General features: G+C 48.0%; 22 protein-coding genes and 1 pseudogene. 9 read left to right on the forward strand and 14 right to left on the reverse strand.

Translation table 11 applies throughout. From position 1 onward, the window contains the following. Window positions 1-128: 128 nt before the first annotated feature. Window positions 129-581 carry a GNAT family N-acetyltransferase gene (locus KNP93_RS08885; RefSeq protein ID WP_214855137.1) on the forward strand — a complete coding sequence of 151 codons (453 nt, stop codon included), beginning with the start codon at window positions 129-131 and terminating at the stop codon, window positions 579-581. A gap of 148 nt (window positions 582-729) precedes the next feature. Here the strand turns inward: KNP93_RS08885 and KNP93_RS08890 are convergent, their stop codons facing one another. Beyond that, window positions 730-1641, reverse strand: coding sequence for a methyl-accepting chemotaxis protein (locus KNP93_RS08890; RefSeq protein ID WP_214854622.1), 912 nt, complete (start codon window positions 1639-1641; stop codon window positions 730-732). A 240-nt stretch (window positions 1642-1881) separates the two neighbouring features. Here KNP93_RS08890 and KNP93_RS08895 point away from each other — a divergent pair, with 240 nt between their 5' ends. Together KNP93_RS08895 and KNP93_RS08900 are read left to right on the forward strand one after the other, a co-directional pair. Next, the gene (locus KNP93_RS08895; RefSeq protein WP_207904755.1) at window positions 1882-2223 is read left to right on the forward strand and encodes a PadR family transcriptional regulator; all 342 of its coding nucleotides are present in this window, start codon (window positions 1882-1884) and stop codon (window positions 2221-2223) included. Then, window positions 2195-2710, forward strand: a complete 516-nt coding sequence (locus tag KNP93_RS08900) for a DUF2812 domain-containing protein (RefSeq protein ID WP_165871621.1) — start codon at window positions 2195-2197, stop codon at window positions 2708-2710. The genes KNP93_RS08895 and KNP93_RS08900 overlap by 29 nt, the downstream gene beginning before the upstream one ends. Before the next feature lie 47 nt (window positions 2711-2757). Here KNP93_RS08900 and KNP93_RS08905 read toward each other — a convergent pair. From KNP93_RS08905 to KNP93_RS08920, 4 genes and pseudogenes are all read right to left on the reverse strand, one after another. After that, a pseudogene (locus tag KNP93_RS08905) lies at window positions 2758-3233 on the reverse strand (VOC family protein). Then, entirely contained in the window at window positions 3230-4051 is an 822-nt protein-coding gene (locus KNP93_RS08910; protein ID WP_214854624.1) for a hypothetical protein, read from the reverse strand. Before KNP93_RS08910 ends, KNP93_RS08905 begins: the two are co-directional and overlap by 4 nt. Before the next feature lie 18 nt (window positions 4052-4069). Next, window positions 4070-4249 (reverse strand): hypothetical protein, encoded by a 180-nt coding sequence (locus tag KNP93_RS08915; RefSeq protein ID WP_012370395.1) that lies wholly within the window; start codon window positions 4247-4249, stop codon window positions 4070-4072. A 26-nt stretch (window positions 4250-4275) separates the two neighbouring features. Beyond that, the gene (locus tag KNP93_RS08920; protein WP_214854626.1) at window positions 4276-4464 is read right to left on the reverse strand and encodes a PspC domain-containing protein; all 189 of its coding nucleotides are present in this window, start codon (window positions 4462-4464) and stop codon (window positions 4276-4278) included. 136 nt (window positions 4465-4600) lie between these two features. Between KNP93_RS08920 and KNP93_RS08925 the strand changes: the two genes are divergently transcribed. Continuing rightward, window positions 4601-4816, forward strand: a complete 216-nt coding sequence (locus KNP93_RS08925) for a hypothetical protein (protein WP_214854628.1) — start codon at window positions 4601-4603, stop codon at window positions 4814-4816. A 55-nt stretch (window positions 4817-4871) separates the two neighbouring features. Here KNP93_RS08925 and KNP93_RS08930 read toward each other — a convergent pair whose 3' ends face one another. Continuing rightward, complete coding sequence (locus KNP93_RS08930; protein ID WP_214854630.1) at window positions 4872-6182, reverse strand: right-handed parallel beta-helix repeat-containing protein; 1311 nt, start codon at window positions 6180-6182, stop codon at window positions 4872-4874. A 93-nt stretch (window positions 6183-6275) separates the two neighbouring features. On the opposite strand from KNP93_RS08930, the gene KNP93_RS08935 reads away from it, so the two are divergent. Further along, on the forward strand, window positions 6276-6890 hold the full coding sequence (locus KNP93_RS08935) for a hypothetical protein (protein WP_214854638.1): 615 nt from the start codon (window positions 6276-6278) through the stop codon (window positions 6888-6890). A gap of 43 nt (window positions 6891-6933) precedes the next feature. Here the strand turns inward: KNP93_RS08935 and KNP93_RS08940 are convergent, their stop codons facing one another. The 5 genes from KNP93_RS08940 to KNP93_RS08960 form a co-directional block, all read right to left on the reverse strand. Then, window positions 6934-7437 carry a DUF1572 family protein gene (locus KNP93_RS08940; protein ID WP_188004342.1) on the reverse strand — a complete coding sequence of 168 codons (504 nt, stop codon included), beginning with the start codon at window positions 7435-7437 and terminating at the stop codon, window positions 6934-6936. Window positions 7438-7457: 20 nt separating this feature from the next. Further along, window positions 7458-8636 carry a hypothetical protein gene (locus tag KNP93_RS08945; RefSeq protein WP_214854640.1) on the reverse strand — a complete coding sequence of 393 codons (1179 nt, stop codon included), beginning with the start codon at window positions 8634-8636 and terminating at the stop codon, window positions 7458-7460. Window positions 8637-8790: 154 nt separating this feature from the next. Further along, a complete protein-coding gene (locus tag KNP93_RS08950) occupies window positions 8791-9534 on the reverse strand; it encodes an SDR family NAD(P)-dependent oxidoreductase (RefSeq protein ID WP_214854643.1) in 744 nt (247 codons plus the stop codon). Between the two features lie 24 nt (window positions 9535-9558). Next, complete coding sequence (locus tag KNP93_RS08955) at window positions 9559-10353, reverse strand: SDR family NAD(P)-dependent oxidoreductase (RefSeq protein WP_131972708.1); 795 nt, start codon at window positions 10351-10353, stop codon at window positions 9559-9561. Continuing rightward, window positions 10341-10799 (reverse strand): MarR family winged helix-turn-helix transcriptional regulator, encoded by a 459-nt coding sequence (locus KNP93_RS08960; RefSeq protein WP_214854649.1) that lies wholly within the window; start codon window positions 10797-10799, stop codon window positions 10341-10343. Before KNP93_RS08960 ends, KNP93_RS08955 begins: the two co-directional genes overlap by 13 nt. 226 nt (window positions 10800-11025) lie before the next feature. Between KNP93_RS08960 and KNP93_RS08965 the strand changes: the two genes are divergently transcribed. Further along, window positions 11026-12774 (forward strand): methyl-accepting chemotaxis protein, encoded by a 1749-nt coding sequence (locus KNP93_RS08965; protein ID WP_214854663.1) that lies wholly within the window; start codon window positions 11026-11028, stop codon window positions 12772-12774. 108 nt (window positions 12775-12882) lie between these two features. Next, a complete protein-coding gene (locus tag KNP93_RS08970; RefSeq protein ID WP_214854665.1) occupies window positions 12883-13284 on the forward strand; it encodes a VOC family protein in 402 nt (133 codons plus the stop codon). Between the two features lie 67 nt (window positions 13285-13351). Here the strand turns inward: KNP93_RS08970 and KNP93_RS08975 are convergent, their stop codons facing one another. Genes KNP93_RS08975 through KNP93_RS08985 form a run of 3 tightly spaced genes read right to left on the reverse strand, consistent with a single transcriptional unit; the run spans window position 13352 to window position 14797 of the window. Beyond that, entirely contained in the window at window positions 13352-13729 is a 378-nt protein-coding gene (locus KNP93_RS08975) for a hypothetical protein (RefSeq protein WP_214854667.1), read from the reverse strand. 34 nt (window positions 13730-13763) lie between these two features. After that, window positions 13764-14306: a nucleotidyltransferase family protein gene (locus tag KNP93_RS08980; RefSeq protein ID WP_214854669.1), complete on the reverse strand. Its 543-nt coding sequence runs from the start codon at window positions 14304-14306 to the stop codon at window positions 13764-13766. Between the two features lie 14 nt (window positions 14307-14320). After that, window positions 14321-14797 (reverse strand): hypothetical protein, encoded by a 477-nt coding sequence (locus tag KNP93_RS08985; RefSeq protein ID WP_214854672.1) that lies wholly within the window; start codon window positions 14795-14797, stop codon window positions 14321-14323. Between the two features lie 508 nt (window positions 14798-15305). Between KNP93_RS08985 and KNP93_RS15675 the strand changes: the two genes are divergently transcribed. After that, a complete protein-coding gene (locus tag KNP93_RS15675) occupies window positions 15306-15986 on the forward strand; it encodes a hypothetical protein (protein WP_251138741.1) in 681 nt (226 codons plus the stop codon). A 16-nt stretch (window positions 15987-16002) separates the two neighbouring features. After that, window positions 16003-18549, forward strand: a complete 2547-nt coding sequence (locus KNP93_RS08990) for an ABC transporter permease (protein ID WP_251138742.1) — start codon at window positions 16003-16005, stop codon at window positions 18547-18549. The last annotated feature ends 22 nt before the right edge of the window (window positions 18550-18571 follow it).

Genomic DNA, 18571 nt, shown 5'->3' on the forward strand with positions numbered 1-18571 from the left:
AAAGCCATATCCCGTTTCAGGGGATATGACTTTAACTTGTAGAAATGAAAAAACAGGAGTGCAGAATCTTGACCCATTGAAGAACGAGTGCATCAAAACTAACTGTGAGGAGTGTGGCATCTATGGAGATAAACATCCGTCAACTGTCAGCTCATGAGAATCCGCCGATGGAGCTTTTGCTATTAGCGGACCCGTCTCAGAAAATAGTCGAAGAGTATTTGCAAAGAAGCCGTTGTTTCGTTGCTGAAACAAGAGATCAGCTGGTCGGGGTGCATGTGCTTCTACCCACGAGACCGCAAACGATCGAAATCGTAAATATTGCAGTAGACGAGAAGTATCAAGGAAGCGGCATCGGAAAATATCTCTTACAACATGCCATCGAAACCTCGCAAGCGATGGGATACGGAACCATCGAAATCGGGACAGGAAATTCAAGCATTGGCCAGTTGGCACTTTATCAAAAATGTGGATTTCGGATTGTTGGAGTCGACCTGAACTTCTTCTTGCGGCACTACGAAGGGGACATTATTGAAAACGGTATCCGGTGCACCGATATGATTCGGTTATCTCAGGACATATAAGAGTCATCCTCTAAAACAACTTGACGGATCAAAGTATGTCTCAGGAAAACGATTCAAAATGACAAAAAAGCGGTCCTTCTCGAAAAAGAGAAAAACCACTTCGTCTTCAGTCTCAAGTCATGTCGGAACTTAGGTCGTGACTTCCCATTTAAATGACTGTCGTGAATTTCTTTGCCGTTTCATTCAGTTCATGGGCCGACTCACTGACGGTCTCAAACCGTTGCAACGTCTCTTCCATGACGGAAACACTCGACGAGGCATCAGCGTTTGCCCGCGTGATGCCCTGTTGAATCCGCTCCAGCTCCTTGTTCATCTGTTCCGTCGTATTTCGGACGTTGACGACAGCCAGTTCAACAAGCTTCGAGAGATTACGGACTTCCGTCGCAACGACGTTAAAGCCGCTTCCATGCTCACCGGCGCGTGCTGCTTCAATCGAGGCGTTCAACGACAGTAAGTTCGTCTGCGCCGCAATCTCTTTGATCGTCCCGGTAATCTTTGTGATCTCGGAAGACTGTTCCTGCAGATTCGCGAGTGTCCGTAAATTTTCTTTGGCATCGTCCGCCATCTTCTCGATCGTTTGTTTCAGTTGACGGCTCTCCTGTTTGCCTTGCATGGAACGGTCATCAAGATCCATTGCGATGCCGGCAAAGGACATCGCATACTCTTGGATGGTTTCTTGCCGGTCCGTGACATCAGAAGCTATCTTGACGACGCCGACGACTTGGTTCGCTTCATAAATCGGCATATAAGTTGCTTCAAGCCATATCGAGTCGCCGCGGGCGTCAATCCGTTCGATTTTATCAGCCGAGCTGAAACCGGCCAGTAGTTTGTTCCATAATTTTTGATATGCCTCACTGTTCACAAAGTCCGCTCGGCAAAACAGATGGTGGTGCATACCAATCATCTCGTCGCGTTTGTACTTCATTGTCTTGGCAAACAAGTCGTTGACATCAACGACCCGGCGTTGCGTATCAAAACGGATCATTGCGACATTGTTGGTCAGGGCCTCCAGAATATCAGGAGAAGCGAGTGTCGTGTTTGTTAATTGGGGTGTCGTCATGTAGTTAATCTCCTTCAGGGCATCATTTCAAATTTCATCCATTTAGTAACAAAACTATTTTGTGGAAAAACGATTTTATCTGCCACTCATCATAACAAGTCCCATTTCCGCTTCACATCAATCTGCTCAATTTAAGAAAAACATTGACCCCTTTCTCAAAAGAGGTCTTTTTTGGGATTATTTTTTCATGCTTTACAACTTATTTCCAATCATGTATCATTTATATCGGGAGGCGATACATTGAGGAACGATACATCAGTTTTGACCGAGAGTACGTATTATGTTTTGCTTTCGTTGACGACACCGAAACACGGATACGCGATGATGCAACAAATTGAACAATTAACAGACGGGCGCGTCCGAATGGGGCCAGGCACGATGTATGGGGTCTTAAAAAATTTACTTGAAAAAGGTTGGATCAAAATTGTCGAAGAAGCCGGTCGCCAGAAAATTTATGGTTTAACAAAATCCGGCTATGAAGTATGTTTGGCAGAACGGGCTCGTCTGTCGCAAGTATTACAGCATGCTAACGACTTACTTAAAGGAGCAACTGATGAAAAAATTCAAACTTTACCTAAATGATGAAACGGAAGAACGCTGGGTCAATGAGATGAGTCGTAAAGGCTGGCAACTGACGAAGTTTTCTCCGTTCGTCTACACGTTTGAACGGGAGGATACGGTCTATACGTACCGGAATGAAATGATTACTCAACGGCCAAACCGTTCTGAGTATTTCGCTTTTTTAGAAGAAACAGGTGTCGAAATCGTTCATGCCAATCCTTTTTGGGCATACTACCGGAAAGCCGGTACCGAAGAATCCTTTGAATTGTTTACGGATACAAGCTCGACCAAACGCTACTTAGAAAAGAAACTCCAAACGTATTGGATCACCCTACTGTTTTTACTGATCTCGATGCTGTCCTTGTTTTTAATCCCAAATATCGTACAAGAGATGACACATCCTGTGACTGCTTCGGTGATGATCGGATTCGCCGTCCTTGAAGTTCTGTTGATTGTAGCGATTTTCTCGATCATCTACCGGACTAAAAAGCATCTACGTTCGCTCTAACACCAAAAAAACCTCTTCGATTTTATTGTAAATCGAAGAGGTTTTGCTTATTTCAAGGTATAACCTTGCTCGTTCAATAATCGTTCCCATTCGCTTAAGTACATGTAATCTTGTGCGCCGAGCGGATTGTCGAGCTTCGTGATGAACTCGAGACTATTGCCGTCCGGATCGTTAAAATGGATCTTCGCATGAGCATGCTGGGCAATCGGCATGACGAACGGTTCCGTCCCTTCAAAACCAAATGCCTTTCGTGGCGTATAACCACGTTCCGTCAGCCAACGGACTGACCACGCAAGCCGTCGAGCGAGACTTGAAAGGCGATATGCCGGATCGACGGATGATACGGCAGTTCGACTTGATCCGTCTGCCAAAGACCGAGCCAGCTCTGATCCTCGACAATCCAAAGAAAGGCGATTTTTTCATCCACGATGTGATCAAGCTTCAATCCGAGTCCCGTATAAAACGCGATGGACCGCTGTAAGTCGCGGACCGGCAGATGTGCTTCATATAGGCCAAGAATTATCGCCGTTCACGTGCCTTGACGTGTCCGTTCAACGCCTCGATATAGCGGCTTGCCGAACGGGCGACGGCTGCATTCGCATCCGTAACGACGATTTTATGGAACGCGTCGTAAATTTGATTAAAGCGGACGTCTTTTAGGGCGGACGCCATTTCAGCGACTGTCGCTGCCGGTAAAGGAATCAGGTTCGGATAACTGTACATGAAGCTGACCCACGCCCGGTCGGCGACGACACGGACGATATCTCCCGTCAGTAATATCCCGCGCCCGTCGTTGCCGGTCGTCCATTCGAGAACGGTCGCCCCGTCAAAATGACCGCCGATCCGGTGTAACACTACATCGTCAGCTAATTCCAAACGGTCACCGGACCAAAAGACAATCCGGTCACTCGACCGGGTCACCCATCCCTTGTCCGCTTCATGAATGTACAGCGGAATTTCAAATGTTTCCGCCCACTCGACCTGGGTCGCGTAATAGTGCGGATGCGACAACGCCATCGCGTCGAGTTGTCCCACGTCCTCGATGACTGCCTGATCGAGATAGGTGATACAGTCCCAAAGAATCCGTTTTGTCCCCGCAACGAGGTAAGCGGTCTGCCCGATTCCGAACTTCGGTGTCGTGACGAGACTCGAAAGTCCCGGTTGTTCTTCTGTCACGGTCGTCTGATATGTTCCGGACGAAATCAGATCCGGAAGGGTTGTCCACGACTGACCGTTTGGATTCACATATTGCCGTTCATCGGTACAAATCGGACAGATGTCGTCCTGTGTTATGTTTTCATCCATCTGCACTCCACATGTCGTACAAATTAAGTAAGTCATTCCATTTCCCCCTGCTGTTTAAGATTTTCTGACGCGTACCCAGATGATATTGATCAAGGCAAAAATCAGAGCCCCGGCCACGAATCCGAGCAGAACACTGACATCAAAGGTCCCTTTCGCTTCGTAAACAATCAGTAAACCGACGATCGCGCCAATCAAAACGCCTAACACACGAAGTACAATCTTTCCGTTTGTCATCGTCATGCCCCCTTTGTTCATTTGTTTTACAACGTTCTTGGTGCATCCGCCATCGCGTTCGCGAGAATCATGTAAATGATTAAATTGACCGGAAGCGGAATGACAATGAAAATCAGACGGACGGCCAATGACGAAATACCGAAGTGTTCCGCGAGTCCGCCGCATACTCCCTGAATCGAGCGGTCGGTAGCTGATCTGCGTAATGATTGTGCCAATTGTCTCCCCTTCTTTCATTGATTCCATGTTGGGTGATTCATCCATATGTTACAATAATTAGTATAGCGTAACGGAGTTCAATTTTGCAGGGGATAGCCCTTGTGAATCGGAACCCGAAAGAAAGGACGTGAGACGTTGGATATTTTTTATTTGATTCAGGAACGGGCGTTACCGTTCTCGATTTTGGCTTTACTGATGATGGCGAGTGCCGTCGTCGTGTATGTCGTTTGGAAAAGACAGGTCAGCTTGCCGATGCCGCTGCGTATTTTTACGACTGTCGTCTGCCTGACCTGCATCGTCGGTTCAGCCGGTTTGATGCTTTTCACACTTTTCGTCGGCTACAATGCCTAAAAAAACAAACAGACGTCACTTTCCCTCAAGGAGGAGAATGACGTCTGTTTTTCAATCATCGTGTGACTGCCCGCTCAAAAGCGGACTGAGTACGGTATTCTTGATCCTGCCAAATCCAGCGTTTCGCTGTTCCATTAGCCAATCGATAGGTGTTCTGTTCGAATTGATTGCCGGAGCTTGTTTTAAAAAAGTGGGCGACAAACAGATTATCTTGCCCCGTCGTAAACGTATTGTTGTCGATCCGGTTATTACGGACATCGTGCTGGACCAGCAGCTGTCCCCCTTCGAGCCCTTTCGTATCATTGCCGGAGACCTGATTCCCTGTAATCCGGACCTGTTTCGTTCCACCTCGTTTTTTATCGTATCCGCCGATTGAAACACCGGTAAACCGGTTTTGTTGGACAAGATTTCCACGGACCGTAATGTCTTCCGCATACTTCTTTGCATGTTCACTTGTTACTTCAATCCCGATATCATTCCGCTCGACGGTATTGTTTTCAATCGTCAGCTGTTTGCCGCCGTCGACGTAAATACCGGCTGCATTGTACTCCTTGCCATAGACCGGATTTCCGTAACTTGAACTGTCGGAAACGTGATTCCCGGCAATCGTCCCGCTCCGTGCATAATCTTCTGCCGGATTCGTTGCGACCCCTTCATATCCAATTAAGTCGATGCCGATGTTATCGTTCCGTCGAACAGTGTTGTCCGTGACGGAAAAACCGTTGATGTTACCATTCAGCACCAAGGCTTCGCTGGCCCCGAGCCGGTTATCTTCGACCCGGTTACCCCGGACAGTGATCTGCTTCAAACGACCGGTTCCATAGATTGCAATCCCGTGGGCGTTGCCGTCTTTCGCATGGGTTTGAATTCGCCGGACCTGGTTGTCGATCAATTGAATGTTCCGTCCGGTTCCTGTAACAAAAATTCCGATCGGTGTCTCATCGGTTCGTTTCGTCGCAATGTCGGCGACAATCAGTCCTTGAATCGTCACGTACTGTCGATTTTCGATCCGGACGAGTGCCGTGTCCCCGTCTTTCTGCTTCAGCGTCTTACCACTTAACACCACTTTCTCCTTTTGATAGTTCCGGAAGACGACCGGTGCGTGCTTCGTCCCGCTGTGCTTGACCGTCAAAGCTTCCGTGTACGTTCCTTTGCGGAGGTACACCGTCGTTCCAGCTTTCGCGAGCTGACTGGCTCGTTTCAGCGTTTTCAGCGGTTGCTTAAGCGAACCGGAATTCGTATCCTTGCCGGTCGGAGCGACATACAGAATGTGTTTAGCTGCTGTCGACTCCGCCGGTTCTTGATTCCAAGTCGTCGAACAGCCAAACAGTCCGAGCGACAGCAAGAGAATAAAACGTTTTTTCATGTAACCCTTCCTTCCTATGACACCTAATCCGATTGTAAATATCATCCATTCCCCTTACACTGAATGTACTTACATATGAGGGGCGTGACGTGGATGTTGAAACAACTGCTTGTCTGTTCACTATCGGCACTTTTACTTGCCGGTTGCAGTACGGAAGAAGCCGTGCCGAAAAAAGTCGTCAAACCAATGGAGCTCCCGTTGACACTTAAATTGGATGAGTCCAAAAAACCGGCAGACGCATTTATAAATAACGCTACCTATGTCATGACCGGTCAAACGGATCAACCTCTTTACCTGACCGGAATAGAGCATTTTGCGTCGGGCAAGCAGAAAATCTGGTTCTCCGAGACAATCAAGCCCGGTCAATATGACGGAAAATCACTGAAACTCAGTCAACAGTTTGACAGCACAAAAGGCTACCGGTCCTACAGATATGAGCTGGAGGATACGATGAATGAGTGGTCCGAAGAATCAAATGATTTGAAAAAATCCTTGATGACGGGTGTCGAGTTTCGGAACAGATCATTCCACGCATCTGAATATGACCTGTTGATGTTAGAAAAGTCGACCATTAATGAGTCCATGGTCGGAAGATCATTAACTGGTATCAATTCTCCTGAAGGCATCAAACTTAAAAAGGGCGAGCATGCTTTTACGATTTCATTATCGACTAAATCCTTCGGTACCCCAAGTGCACGTACACTATAAAAACAGACCTGTCTCTTCGTAAAAAGAGGCAGGTCTGTTTTGTTCAGTGCCGCTGATGCGGCAACGGGATCGTCAATGGTTTGAAGTCCGGTCCAAGCAGGATTTTCATCAAAAAAATCAGCTGTCCGGTGTGATAGGCATAATGCGCGAGTTGCCGTTCAATCGCGTCGACGACGAGATGCGGTTCACCGCGAATCAAAACGGTCCGCTCCAAATCGTTTGGTGTCAAGGAGGCAAGCGTTGATTCGACGAGTTGCCAGCCGTCGTTCCACAGTGTCAGCAAGGTCCCTTTGTCATGACCCTGGTCGACAAACTCGGCATCCCGGTTACGATCCGGCTTTTCCCCGTCTGTCGTCAAAAAGTCGGTCCAACGAGAGGTCATATTGTTCGTCATATGCTGAATCAACAACGCGACGCTGTTCGTATCCGGTGCCAGTATCTGATGGAACTGTTCCTCATTCAGCCAGCCGAGTGCCTGCTCTGCCGGTTCGCGGACGGCCCGGAACCGTGCTTGAATTGCCGTCAAATACACCTCTTCAAAAGCCATTTTATTTCCTCCCTTTGCTGTTAATCCATCACAAAGTCCACACCATTTGCTCCTTCGACCGGTATCGTCCGTAACGTTTTTAAGTTGTCATCCGTGATAATCAATCGGCCTTTTCCGGAAAATGATGTTTTACTTTCCGTGAAATATGACGTCTTCTTATATGGATTCCGGTAGAGGTAACGGTAATAGTTTCCCTCCTTCCAAAAATCAGGTCGGACCGGTTCAACCCGGAACGCTTGTCCGAACGTCCACTTAACGAGCCGTTGATCCGTATCGTTTTCAACGGTGCCGATGATTTGATAACCGGTCTGTTTGTTGATCATCCGCATCGGTTCCGTCGCCCAGTAGTTGACATCATCCAATACTGAAAATGACTTTTGCTGCATCGTTCCGTCCGTCTTCAGCCGGATCATCACGCCGTCGGTCGTTGCAAAATATGCGGTCTCTTTCGCACCGTATAACGCCGTATAGGCATACGGTTCGTCCGCTTTTCGAATGACGCGTGATTTTCCGGTCGTCTGGTCGAGCAGGACCATTCCGGCCGCCCCTTCTTTATCATCCTCGGTACCGTTGTTGGCATAAGCAATCGTCTGATCCAGTTCAAGAATCGGTGAATCAAAGACCGGCATCAGCCGGTCTTCAATCGGATACCGTTTGTCTGTCCGGACGTTGATCAACTGAATTTTTTCCTTTGGCTTCGAGGCATTCGATTCCAGCCAAACATCTTTCCCGTAATGGGCAACGGATGTGATCGCTGTATTCGGCACCTCATGTTTTGTAAACGTGTCCCGTTTTAAATCATACGTAAAAAAGTGATCGGCTTCGATGCCATCCGGGTGATGCGCATAGATGTGGCGCGGGTCGGTTCCTTTTTGCGACAGCATCATCAGATAGAAATCCGGGTCAGCAATTGCTTCTGCCTTCAGCTCTTTACCCATTTTTGATAGTGTCGTCATCAATCCCGGTTCCTGCGGATCATCCTGTGTTTCTTTATAACGGTTAATATCGCTTCCATACAGCAGGATGACCTGACCGTCTTTCGGTGTAAACGTCATCGTCGTGAGATCCTTCGAAATGACCGGATAGGAAACGGCTTTTGGTTCCTCCGGACGCAATCCGAGATATACAGCACCTGCACTGACCAAAACGACCAGGCCCGCCGTTCCGTACAGCATTCGTTTTTTCCATGATTGAAGCATATCTATCCACTCATTTCGTTTGTCATTTTCACTTTCCATTGTACCGCTTTTTTTTGTAAAAAAATTCTTTAAAACCGGATTTCCATTACCAATTGACCTAATATTTCATAAAAAAAGACACTGCCGGATGGACAGTGTCTTCGTATAGATTCAATTATCTGGCTGTGACGCCACCGTCTACCGGAAGACCGATTCCCGAAATATGGCTCGCTTCATCTGTTGCGAGGAAAAGAACAGCGTGCGCGACTTCTTCGGCTTGTCCGACATGGCCAAGCGGAATTACCTGTTCAAAATAGTCTTTATACGCGGCCATCGACGGGGCACTCATCTTCGTTTCGATGTAACCCGGGTAAACGGCATTGACCCGGATGTTGTACTTGCCATAATCGACAGCCGCCGCCCGTGTCACCGCATCAATCGCGCCTTTTGATGCCGTATAACCACCGGCTCCTGCCATTCCGCTGATGGCAGAAATCGAAGCGATGTTGACGATTGAACCCCCGGTCTCCTGCATCAACTGAATCGCCTGTTGCATCCCGAGCAGAACACTGTTGATGTTGATGTTAAAAATTCGGGACCAATCGGTTTCGTTCTGCTCTAAAAACGGTGTACTCAACGCAATGCCGGCATTGTTGACCAGAACATCCAGTCGATTAAACTCCCGCATGATCATGTCCATGACGCCTTGCCAACTTTCACGGGAAGAGACGTCGTGGCGTAACGCATACGCTTGACCGCCTTCAAGCAGAATCTGTTTGACGACTGCACGGACGGCCTCCTCATTGATGTCGGTCGCGACGACGACGGCACCTTCACGCGCCGTCATCATTGCCGTTGATTCTCCCATGCCGCTTCCGGCACCGGTCACTAACACGATTTTTTCTGCTAATCGATTCATTTTCATCCACTCCGTTTCTTGATGTTAAGGTTGCATCGCTAAAAAATCGGGACTGGTCGGATTGCCGATATAATGTCCACCTTCAATTTGTAAGGTCTGCCCGGTCATGAACTTTGATTCGTCCGACGCAAGATAAACGACGGCATGTCCGATGTCATTCGCCTCACCGTGATACGGGAGGGCATTGTATTTTTCGAAGGTCGCAAGCAGACTGGGACTCATGTTGGCTTTTGCTGCCGGTGTCAAAATCAAACCGGGAGCAATCGCATTACAGCGGATCAAATCCTTCCCGTACTGCGTCGCGATATACTTCGTCAGCTGAACGACGGCAGCTTTCGATGTTCCGTAAGCCGAGCGGATACTGTCGCCCGCAAAAGCCGACATCGAAGCTGTATTGATGATAGAGCCGCCGCCAGCCTGTTTCATATGTGGAATCGCATAACGGGCACCGAGCAAGACACTTTTGACGTTAACGTTCATCAAACGATCCCATTCCGCGAGGTCCATCGCGACGACATCGAGATCTTTCTGAAGATTCGTCAGACCGACGTTGTTAAACAGGATGTTAAGTTTTCCATAGGTTTCGACGGTAAATGTAACGGCATTCTGGATCGAATCGGCTTCCGATGCATCCAGGAAGACCGCCTGAACCTGTTTTCCTTGTCTCCGTAAACCGGCCGCCACGTCTTTTGCACCCTTGATGTTGTAATCTGCTATTACGACCGCAGCACCTTCTTCCGCAAGCAATGTTGCTGCCGATAAGCCGATACCTGACGCACCTCCTGTCACCAACGCTACTTTTCCCGCTACTCGATTAATCGTTTCACTCCGTTCTCCCGCTTTGCCCGGATATGGGTCAACAGTTTTTCGTTGATTGCTAAATAAAGCCGAATCTCTTCTTCATCCAACACGTCATACAGTTCAAGATACTGTTGTTTTCCGATCGCCTGAGCTTCACTTAAGACCTGTTCGCCCTGCTCTGTGATTTGGAGCAACACCTGCCGCCGGTCTTGTTCGTTGTAGACCCGCTCGACCAGTTCAAGCTGGATCAGTTTTTTGGCGATATTCGTCATCGCCCCTCCCGTAAAACCAAGTGTTTCCGCTAACTTCATTTGATTTTGAGGTCCTTTTCGTTTTAACTCCCCTAATGTCAAAATCGGTGAGATGCCGATTTTGTGCGGAAAACGAGCGTTCCAATCAATAATGGCTTCATTTGTCACAGCTTCCACCGTATGAATCATCTTAAAAAGTTGATCTTGTTCCATTGTCCCCACATCCTTTTGGTCGGTATTCTATCCAACCAGCATTTTTACTTACCACGTTAAATAATTTAACACTAAACTATTTAACTGTAAACTTTTTTAAGTAATAGGATATCCCGCACGTTTTTTTGTTCACCTCGTACTTTATTTACTACGCTCGCTATAACTTTTTAAAATTTCAGCCGATAAAATAGATAAGCAACACGCAAAACATCACCAGGAGGATTATATGGACACAACACGGACTCATTCCATCAGAACACGTTTACTACTCATCATCAGCTTGATTCTCATCCTTTTCTTTGTTTTCAGCAGCGTCTCGCTTTACCTGACAACTAAACAAACCGCGCTATCGACACTCAAGAAAACAGCGGAACAGGATGCGCTCCGGATTTCAGCCTCCGTCGATTCCGCCGCTTATCAAGAATTTTTAAAAAATCCTACGAATGACGCGATCTATGATGAATTACGCGAATCACTGGATCAACTCCGCAAGCAAAACGGATTGTTGTATGCCTACACGGCAAAAGTGGACCAAAATCAGGTCAAACTATTGATTGACGGTCTGCCGGTTGAAGAGGCCGCAAACATCAATGATCCGGCAACCGGTGCTGTTGCCTCCGACATGAAGGACGTCTTACGCGGAGAGACCCACTCAACCGATGTCATCGATGATCCAAAATTCGGAAAATATATCAGCGTCTATGTTCCGTTAAAAAGTCCGACCGGAAACATCATCGGTATTCTAGGAACTGACATCGCAGCGAAAGACGTCGAAAACTTGACGACGGCGATGCTCAAACAAACGTTGCCGCTTTTTATCGGTCTGTTGATCGGTTTACTCGCTGTGACGCTGGGGCTTCTCTATTACATACTCGGCCGGAAACTGAAACCGCTTGAGACCCTGCAGTCCGTCGCCAAGATGATTGCCGATGGAAAACTCGAGCTGGCCCATCAGACGATGCACCGTTTGACGATTCCGGCAAAAGATGAAATCTACGCACTCGCCCGCTCGATTCAGCAAATGAATGAAACGCTTCGTTTGATGATCGTCGACATCAAACGGACGACGGTGCTCGTGACGGATACCAGTCAAGCCATCGACGCCGGCACGACGGAAGTGCTCGACGGTTCAACGCAGATTGCCGAGACGATGTCGGAAATTGCGATGGGGACCGAAAGTCAGACACATACGACACTCGCCTTGACGGACGAGATGACCGGCTTCTCCGCGCTTGTCCAAAAGACGGCTGACGACAGTCAAGACATCGAACAGACGGTCGAAACGATGCGAAGCGTGTCGCAAGAAGGACAAACGCAGATGAAACAATCCGTTGTCCGGATGAACACGATTCATACGCACGTCGCCGAAGCCACGGAGCAGGTCCGACAATTGAAACAACAATCGAACGATATCCAGGCTCTCGTAACAATCATCCGGGATATCGCTGCACAGACGAATCTACTCGCTTTGAATGCAGCCATCGAAGCGGCGCGTGCCGGTGAACAGGGAAAAGGATTTGCTGTCGTCGCGACCGAAGTCAAGAAACTGTCGACCCATGTCGCAAGCAGTGTCGATCAAATCGCTGCCATTGTCCAAAATATCACCGGGAATTCAACACAAATGGAAGTCCGGTTTGCTGAGACCCTCCAAGAGACACGACTCGGGCAGCAGGAAATCCAAGCGACGGACAGCTCGTTTTCGCAAATCGCGGGACAAGTTGGAACTGTCGCTGCGTCGGCGTCCGATATGCGCAGGCAAATGCTTGATGTCGCCCGTACGGAAGCCCGGATTCGCAGTGCGTTGACAGAAATTGCCGCCGTTGCCGAAGAACATACGGCCGGTAATGAAGAAGTCGCCGCAGCATCGGAACAGATGATTGCAACGATTACCGGATTACATGTCCTGGTTGAGACGTTGAATGAAACATCGGCTTACTTGACTGATCAGACAGAGAAGTTTGAACTGGAATCATGAAAAACGTCCGTTTCCTCATAGGAAGCGGACGTTTGTTTATGCTAAAATTCAAACCGGAATCGCTGAACATAATCTATTTTGTGACTGACTGGAAAGGACGTTATTTCATTGAAACAAATCCATCATCTCTGTATCCAGACGACTGATTACATCGCGTCAAAAACCTTTTACGAACAACTCGGCTTCGAGCTGATCCAGGAATCACCCGATTTCCATACACGTGCCTTCAACAGCTGGCTGAAGCTGGGTGACTTCTATATCGAACTCCAGACAAACAAAGTCGACGAGACATTGAAGTCCTATACGAAACATTCGGCCGGTCCCGTCCACTTCGCATTATATGTCGATGATTTACAGGCGGAAGTCGCACGGCTCGAACAACTCGGCATGCCGTTTTTGCCGAAACATGGCGGTAATATTTACTTCGTCGTCGACGGTCATCTCAGTAAACTGAAGGCACCGGAAGGAACGATCATCGAACTACGGGATACGTGGACGATCAAAGAATAATCAAACAAACGCTTATGCCTCGTATATTCAGGGCATAAGCGTTTTTCCGTTACAATAAAAAATTTTGTCATTTGATTCCCAAGTTCTCGATATACGTCGTTTTTGCCTTGTCGAGTTCATCCGACACCGTTTTCAATTCTTTCCTTACGTACTTGTCACCCTGCTTTTGATAGACACTTTCTTGCAGTGACTTCTTACCTCCCTGCACAGGTGCATCATAGGACAATTCAATCCAGTCCCCGTCATCACTGACTTCAATTCCCGTTTCTTTTCGGACGATCGAATCGTGGTTCCGTCGTACGAGTTCTTCGTTTTCCAGTTTAATCACGGTATCGATGGATTCGTTAAACTTCTTTTTGTAGTCAGGTGGCGGTGCTGGTTCCCGGAATAGGTAAAAGACAATCAAGGCTCCGAGACTGACAAGCAACATCTTTTGAAAGTTCATCTGTACCCTCCTTTTACAGCCGATCATGAATTATTCAGAACTGATTGACTATCTGTAAATCATGCCGCTTGTCCCATCCCTTGTCGGCTACGCGTTTTTGAAAGATAGTATGATGCGGTAATCCTTTTGAGAACAGCGGGGTCGGACGAATCGTCCGGGTCTGTAAATCGGATGCGCCATATGCCAGGTACAACTGAAATTGTCCGTCCGTTAATTTCGCCGCAATCGCCGTCACCGTCTCCGGAAAATGCGCAATAGCGTCGCAGGTCGATTGATACGGCGGTAACTCGTTTTTCAGATGCATCCGCGCCTGATTTTTAACGGACCACGGCAACGGTTGCCAAGATTTCAATAACGCTTCATACTGTTTTTCCGTCGCTTCCGATGTATCGGTCGCGTCGTAATAGACGACATCGATATCCTGTTCCTCAGTCAAAGTCAGCCCCCAAATCAACGACCGGATGTAACCGGCGCAAATCCAGGCATCCGGCAGTACGAGCCGGTCGACGAGAGTTAACTGTTCGTGCAGTATTTCATTTTCACTTAAGGCATGGTAAATGTCATTGGTTTCTTGCATCGATTGGCCCCCATTTAAGTCTTCAACTTTTTCCACGTCTTCGGATAGGTCCGTAACTCTTTTTTCGTCGGATGCTCGGGATCAAGTGCTTTTCCGCGGCGTTCAAGGATCGTATCCGTCATTAAGAGCACGATGGCGAGCAACAGATACACACCGATGCTCGTGAAGAACGGCAAGCTCAGATTTAATACGACCGGCAGAAAAAGACCGACCAATACGATGAAACAATAGTCGATCACGTACTGGACTTGAACGATCCGTTTCATGGTCGGATTCGGCGTCAGCGCCATATCCCGATTGACTTCTTTGGAATGTAACCGGGCAATCAGTACCAGCGCAATTACGAGAACGGCGAACGGCCAGTATGCTCCGCGATTGGCGATAATCAGAATAATACTTGTTCCGTACAATAGCGCACTCAATATGCGTTGTTTCATCAGACGCCGTTTTGCCTCCTGAATGAACCGGGTCCGCTCCTGTTTATTTTTCATGGATATTTCCTCCCCTTACCAGGACGGCGGGTCATTTCGATGATGGATATTCAGTTCGTGATCGTTTGACGTATACGCACGATCAAGACCGTTCCCGGTAACCGCGTCGTGCCGCTAAAATCGTCATTCCTACAGAAATCACGGCAAATATACCAATCATGATCATCGCCATTCCTCCTTTTAGAAATCTTCTACTTTATATCCTATTCGCTTCCATTTACCGGATGTCCTTTAACCAGATTAAGCGGTCCTTCTGGACGAATCGCAAAAATAAATCGATGGAATTTTTAGATAATTATCTCCATTCTGAACCAAAAAGATTCTTTAATTGTATATAATGGTAAAATAATCATTTTAAAATGAAAAATATGTCATACAACTTTTAAGGGAGGAACTGTGATGAGCGATGTACGTAAAAATCTAATCGTCATCCGAATGAATGAACCATCATTTATTGAACCTGTTGTTTCGTTTTTTTATAGCCAAAGGATGATCGGAGGAACGGCCGATGCTTAAATTCATCTGGAATTCCTGGTGGCGTAACAAGGAGCGGTTTATCCTGCTCCTTGTCGGCGTCCTGATTGTCAGCACCGGCCTCAGTTACCTGATCGGGACGACGCAGGCAAACAACGGCACCGTCGTCGAAGAGTTGCAAAAACGTTGGGGCTCATCTTACGACATCGTCGTCCGGCCGCCCGGCAGCCGCAGTGTGACGGAAGACTTGAAGTTGCTTGAGCCAAACTATATGAGCGGTCTCGACGGCGGCATCACAATGAAACAGTACAATACGATTGAACAGATAAACGATATTGAAGTCGCGGCTCCGATTGCGATGATCGGGAATTATTATGCGGATGCCCAGATTGGGACATACGATTTTAAAGAACAAGGCATCTATAAAGTCACGATTCAAGATGTTCAGGATACCGGTTTACAGCAAGAACAACAGACGAACTCTTACTTTTTAGGTGCCGGGTGGTCTCCTTCCGAAAGCGACGGTCTGAATCGTGATCTTTCGCCGCAAGAGTTGGGAAAACAACCGTTGATGGAGTTCGGCAGCGCAACGATGCTCGCCGGAATCGATCCAGAAGCAGAAGCCCGGCTCGTCGGTCTCGATCGAGCGACGAAAAAAGCGACACACAGCCGCTATTTTACGAACGACGATACCGCGACAGACAACGGGAGATGATGTATGGAGTATTCCGTTGATTTTAAACAGTCACGAATATGTCGATGCGTACCGGAAGTATCGCTATGAAAAAGTCGATGTTCCCTTAGTTAATGATTCGATGACCGAGACCGTCCAAGACATTATGAAAAAAGGCGGGAAATCGTATCTGAAGACGCTTCCGGTCCAACCTGCGAAAGTCTATAAGATTACGACAAATGAAACCTCTAAAAAACTGGTCAACGACATCTTAAAAGGCACGGTTCCGTCTAAACCAGCTGGAAGCTTCGACTGGATGTACTTGAAGCCTTCCTCCGTCGAATACCAGGCGCTCGCGAGTCCGTTCGCTACACGATGGCCGTTTGCCTATCAGGTCACACCACAGGAAGTGCCGGAAGATGTTCAATTGGCCAAACGAACGATGTACCGAAAAGCCCGGTCGTTTGGAGATACGTCCATCAATTTAAATTCCGTACCGAAGATGAAGTTGAAGTTCATTGGTGTGTTCGATCCACAGAAACTGGACATTTCGAAGGATCCGTTAACTGAGCTTCCGATGGAGACGTACTTCCCGGCAAAAGCCCAGTGGGTCATGGACAAAAATGAACGGCCCGTCAATCCGGTCCGTGATGTCAAGCCGACGAATGACCCGTTCGACTTCCTGACGAAACCCCCATCGATGCTGACGACACTGGATGCGGCGTTCAAGCTCCGTGGCGATAAAGCCATTTCGGCCATCCGGGTCAACGTCAAAGGGGTCGAAGCAATGAATGCGACGAGCGAAAAAAAATTACAGGCGGTCGCTCAAGAGATTGAAGACAAGACAGGACTGATTACTGATGTGACACTCGGGTCCTCGCCGCAGCTCGCCCTGACCTACCTGCCCGGCTTAAAAAATGAATCGGCTTTAGGATGGGTCCAGCAACCGTGGATCAAGCTTGGTTCCTCGATGGCGATCTTCCAGGAAGCAAAAGTCGGCATGAGCGGCGTCATCGCAAGTGTGATTGCCGTCGCCCTCGTTTATGTCTTCAGTTCAAACATCATCTTGCTGTATGCCCGTAAAAAAGAATTTGCGATTTTACTGTCACTCGGTTGGCGTCCGCGTCAATTGTCAAAGCTGCTGTTCCTCGAAGCGACGTTGCTCGGTACGTTCGTCGCCCTGATTTCCTGGACGATCCTCGGCTCGTTTTGGTTGACGACGGACCATCCGATTGCCCTCAGCCGAATCCTGTTGATCGGTCTCGCCGGTCTATTGATTTACTGGGGCGGGACGCTTGTCCCGATGACCTTGATTCGTCGTATCCAGCCTTTTGAAAGCATGCGGTCCGGTGAAGTCTCAAAAGGCCGCCGACTCGTTTGCTCGCAATCGATTTTCGGGATGAGTCTCAATCAACTGGTCACGTATTGGCAACGGACCTTGCTTTCGATCGTCGCGATCGCCCTGCCGACCAGTCTGTTCATCTTCTTTCTGTTCGTGACTTTCCGACTGAAAGGCGTCTTGTATGCGACCTGGCTCGGTGAATACGTCGCGCTTGAAGTCGGAACGATGCACTACGTCGCAATGGCGGTCGCCCTCTTGATCGCCATCCTGACGACAATGGAAATCATGTGGCAAAACGTCAATGAACGGAAACCGCAACTCGCTATTTTAAAAGTAACCGGTTGGCGCGACGGTTGGAGCCGCCTGCTTGTCCTGACGGAAGGTATGTTAACCGGTTTGTTCGCCGGTATGATTGGTCTCCTGATTGCGCTCGCAATGATCGGATATGTCTATAATCAGTTCCCAATCAACGAGCTCTTGTTCCTCAGCGTGATGCTGCTCATCCCGGTCGTGACCGGTGTCCTCGGTGCCTTACTGCCGGCACAACGCGCAGTTCGGATTACACCGAATGCCGCGATCGGCAGTGTCGCCGTCAATACTCAGGTGACGGAACGCCGCTTTAAACTGGCACTAGGTTCGATTGGTATCGTATTAGTCGTCGGGGTCTCTAGCCTGTTCTTGTTTGCGTCGAACGAAGACTTGTCGCAAGCACCGAAACAGACGCAAGCTACGACACCTAACGTACAAACGACTGGGGCAAAACTAGCGGACATGAAACAGAACGAATCCAAAAAAACGGCGTCACTTTCACAAACGGAAATCGATAAAAAGATTAAGAAGTTGATGAAAAAAGGCATGGTTCAGACAACACCAGGCGGTAAACGAGTCAGCAACCAGTTCTTTTATGTCAATCCGCTCATTGAAACACCAAAAGAGTTGAACCTGAAGGAGAAATCAGGTTATCGATTTGTGACAATACCCGTTATTTTAGATAATCCCTCCGAAGATGAGGGAGCATATTCTGTCTATCGTCCAAGCACGTATGTTATCACTGCTTTAGATGGAACAGAGTTTTTACCTGTCGATTATGTCAACCATAATGAGAAGGCCTGGAAAAACAGCTATCAACATTTTTCACCGCATAAATCAAGAGTTGATCTTGTTTATCAAGTACCTGTCGATCAAAAGGTATTCGTCCTATACGCGTCAGATGAAGCCTTCCCAAAACCAACAACTGTGAAAATTGAATTAGAAGGTAGTTAAATACAATACCCTCCAGTTCAAA

Origin of the sequence: Exiguobacterium sp. s166 (genome assembly GCF_018618855.1) — a bacterium.
GTDB lineage: Bacteria > Bacillota > Bacilli > Exiguobacteriales > Exiguobacteriaceae > Exiguobacterium_A.

Coding starts and splice junctions, on each gene's coding strand:
- KNP93_RS08930 (WP_214854630.1), bottom strand. CDS start 6,182: ATGAAAAAACGTTTTATTCTCTTGCTGTCGCTCGGACTGTTTGGCTGT.
- KNP93_RS08950 (WP_214854643.1), bottom strand. CDS start 9,534: ATGAATCGATTAGCAGAAAAAATCGTGTTAGTGACCGGTGCCGGAAGC.
- KNP93_RS08890 (WP_214854622.1), bottom strand. CDS start 1,641: ATGACGACACCCCAATTAACAAACACGACACTCGCTTCTCCTGATATT.
- KNP93_RS08985 (WP_214854672.1), bottom strand. CDS start 14,797: ATGAAAAATAAACAGGAGCGGACCCGGTTCATTCAGGAGGCAAAACGG.
- KNP93_RS08945 (WP_214854640.1), bottom strand. CDS start 8,636: ATGCTTCAATCATGGAAAAAACGAATGCTGTACGGAACGGCGGGCCTG.
- KNP93_RS08935 (WP_214854638.1), top strand. CDS start 6,276: ATGTTGAAACAACTGCTTGTCTGTTCACTATCGGCACTTTTACTTGCC.
- KNP93_RS08960 (WP_214854649.1), bottom strand. CDS start 10,799: ATGGAACAAGATCAACTTTTTAAGATGATTCATACGGTGGAAGCTGTG.
- KNP93_RS08980 (WP_214854669.1), bottom strand. CDS start 14,306: ATGCAAGAAACCAATGACATTTACCATGCCTTAAGTGAAAATGAAATA.
- KNP93_RS08975 (WP_214854667.1), bottom strand. CDS start 13,729: ATGAACTTTCAAAAGATGTTGCTTGTCAGTCTCGGAGCCTTGATTGTC.
- KNP93_RS08915 (WP_012370395.1), bottom strand. CDS start 4,249: ATGACAAACGGAAAGATTGTACTTCGTGTGTTAGGCGTTTTGATTGGC.
- KNP93_RS08910 (WP_214854624.1), bottom strand. CDS start 4,051: ATGACTTACTTAATTTGTACGACATGTGGAGTGCAGATGGATGAAAAC.
- KNP93_RS08940 (WP_188004342.1), bottom strand. CDS start 7,437: ATGGCTTTTGAAGAGGTGTATTTGACGGCAATTCAAGCACGGTTCCGG.
- KNP93_RS15675 (WP_251138741.1), top strand. CDS start 15,306: ATGCTTAAATTCATCTGGAATTCCTGGTGGCGTAACAAGGAGCGGTTT.
- KNP93_RS08900 (WP_165871621.1), top strand. CDS start 2,195: ATGAAAAAATTCAAACTTTACCTAAATGATGAAACGGAAGAACGCTGG.
- KNP93_RS08965 (WP_214854663.1), top strand. CDS start 11,026: ATGGACACAACACGGACTCATTCCATCAGAACACGTTTACTACTCATC.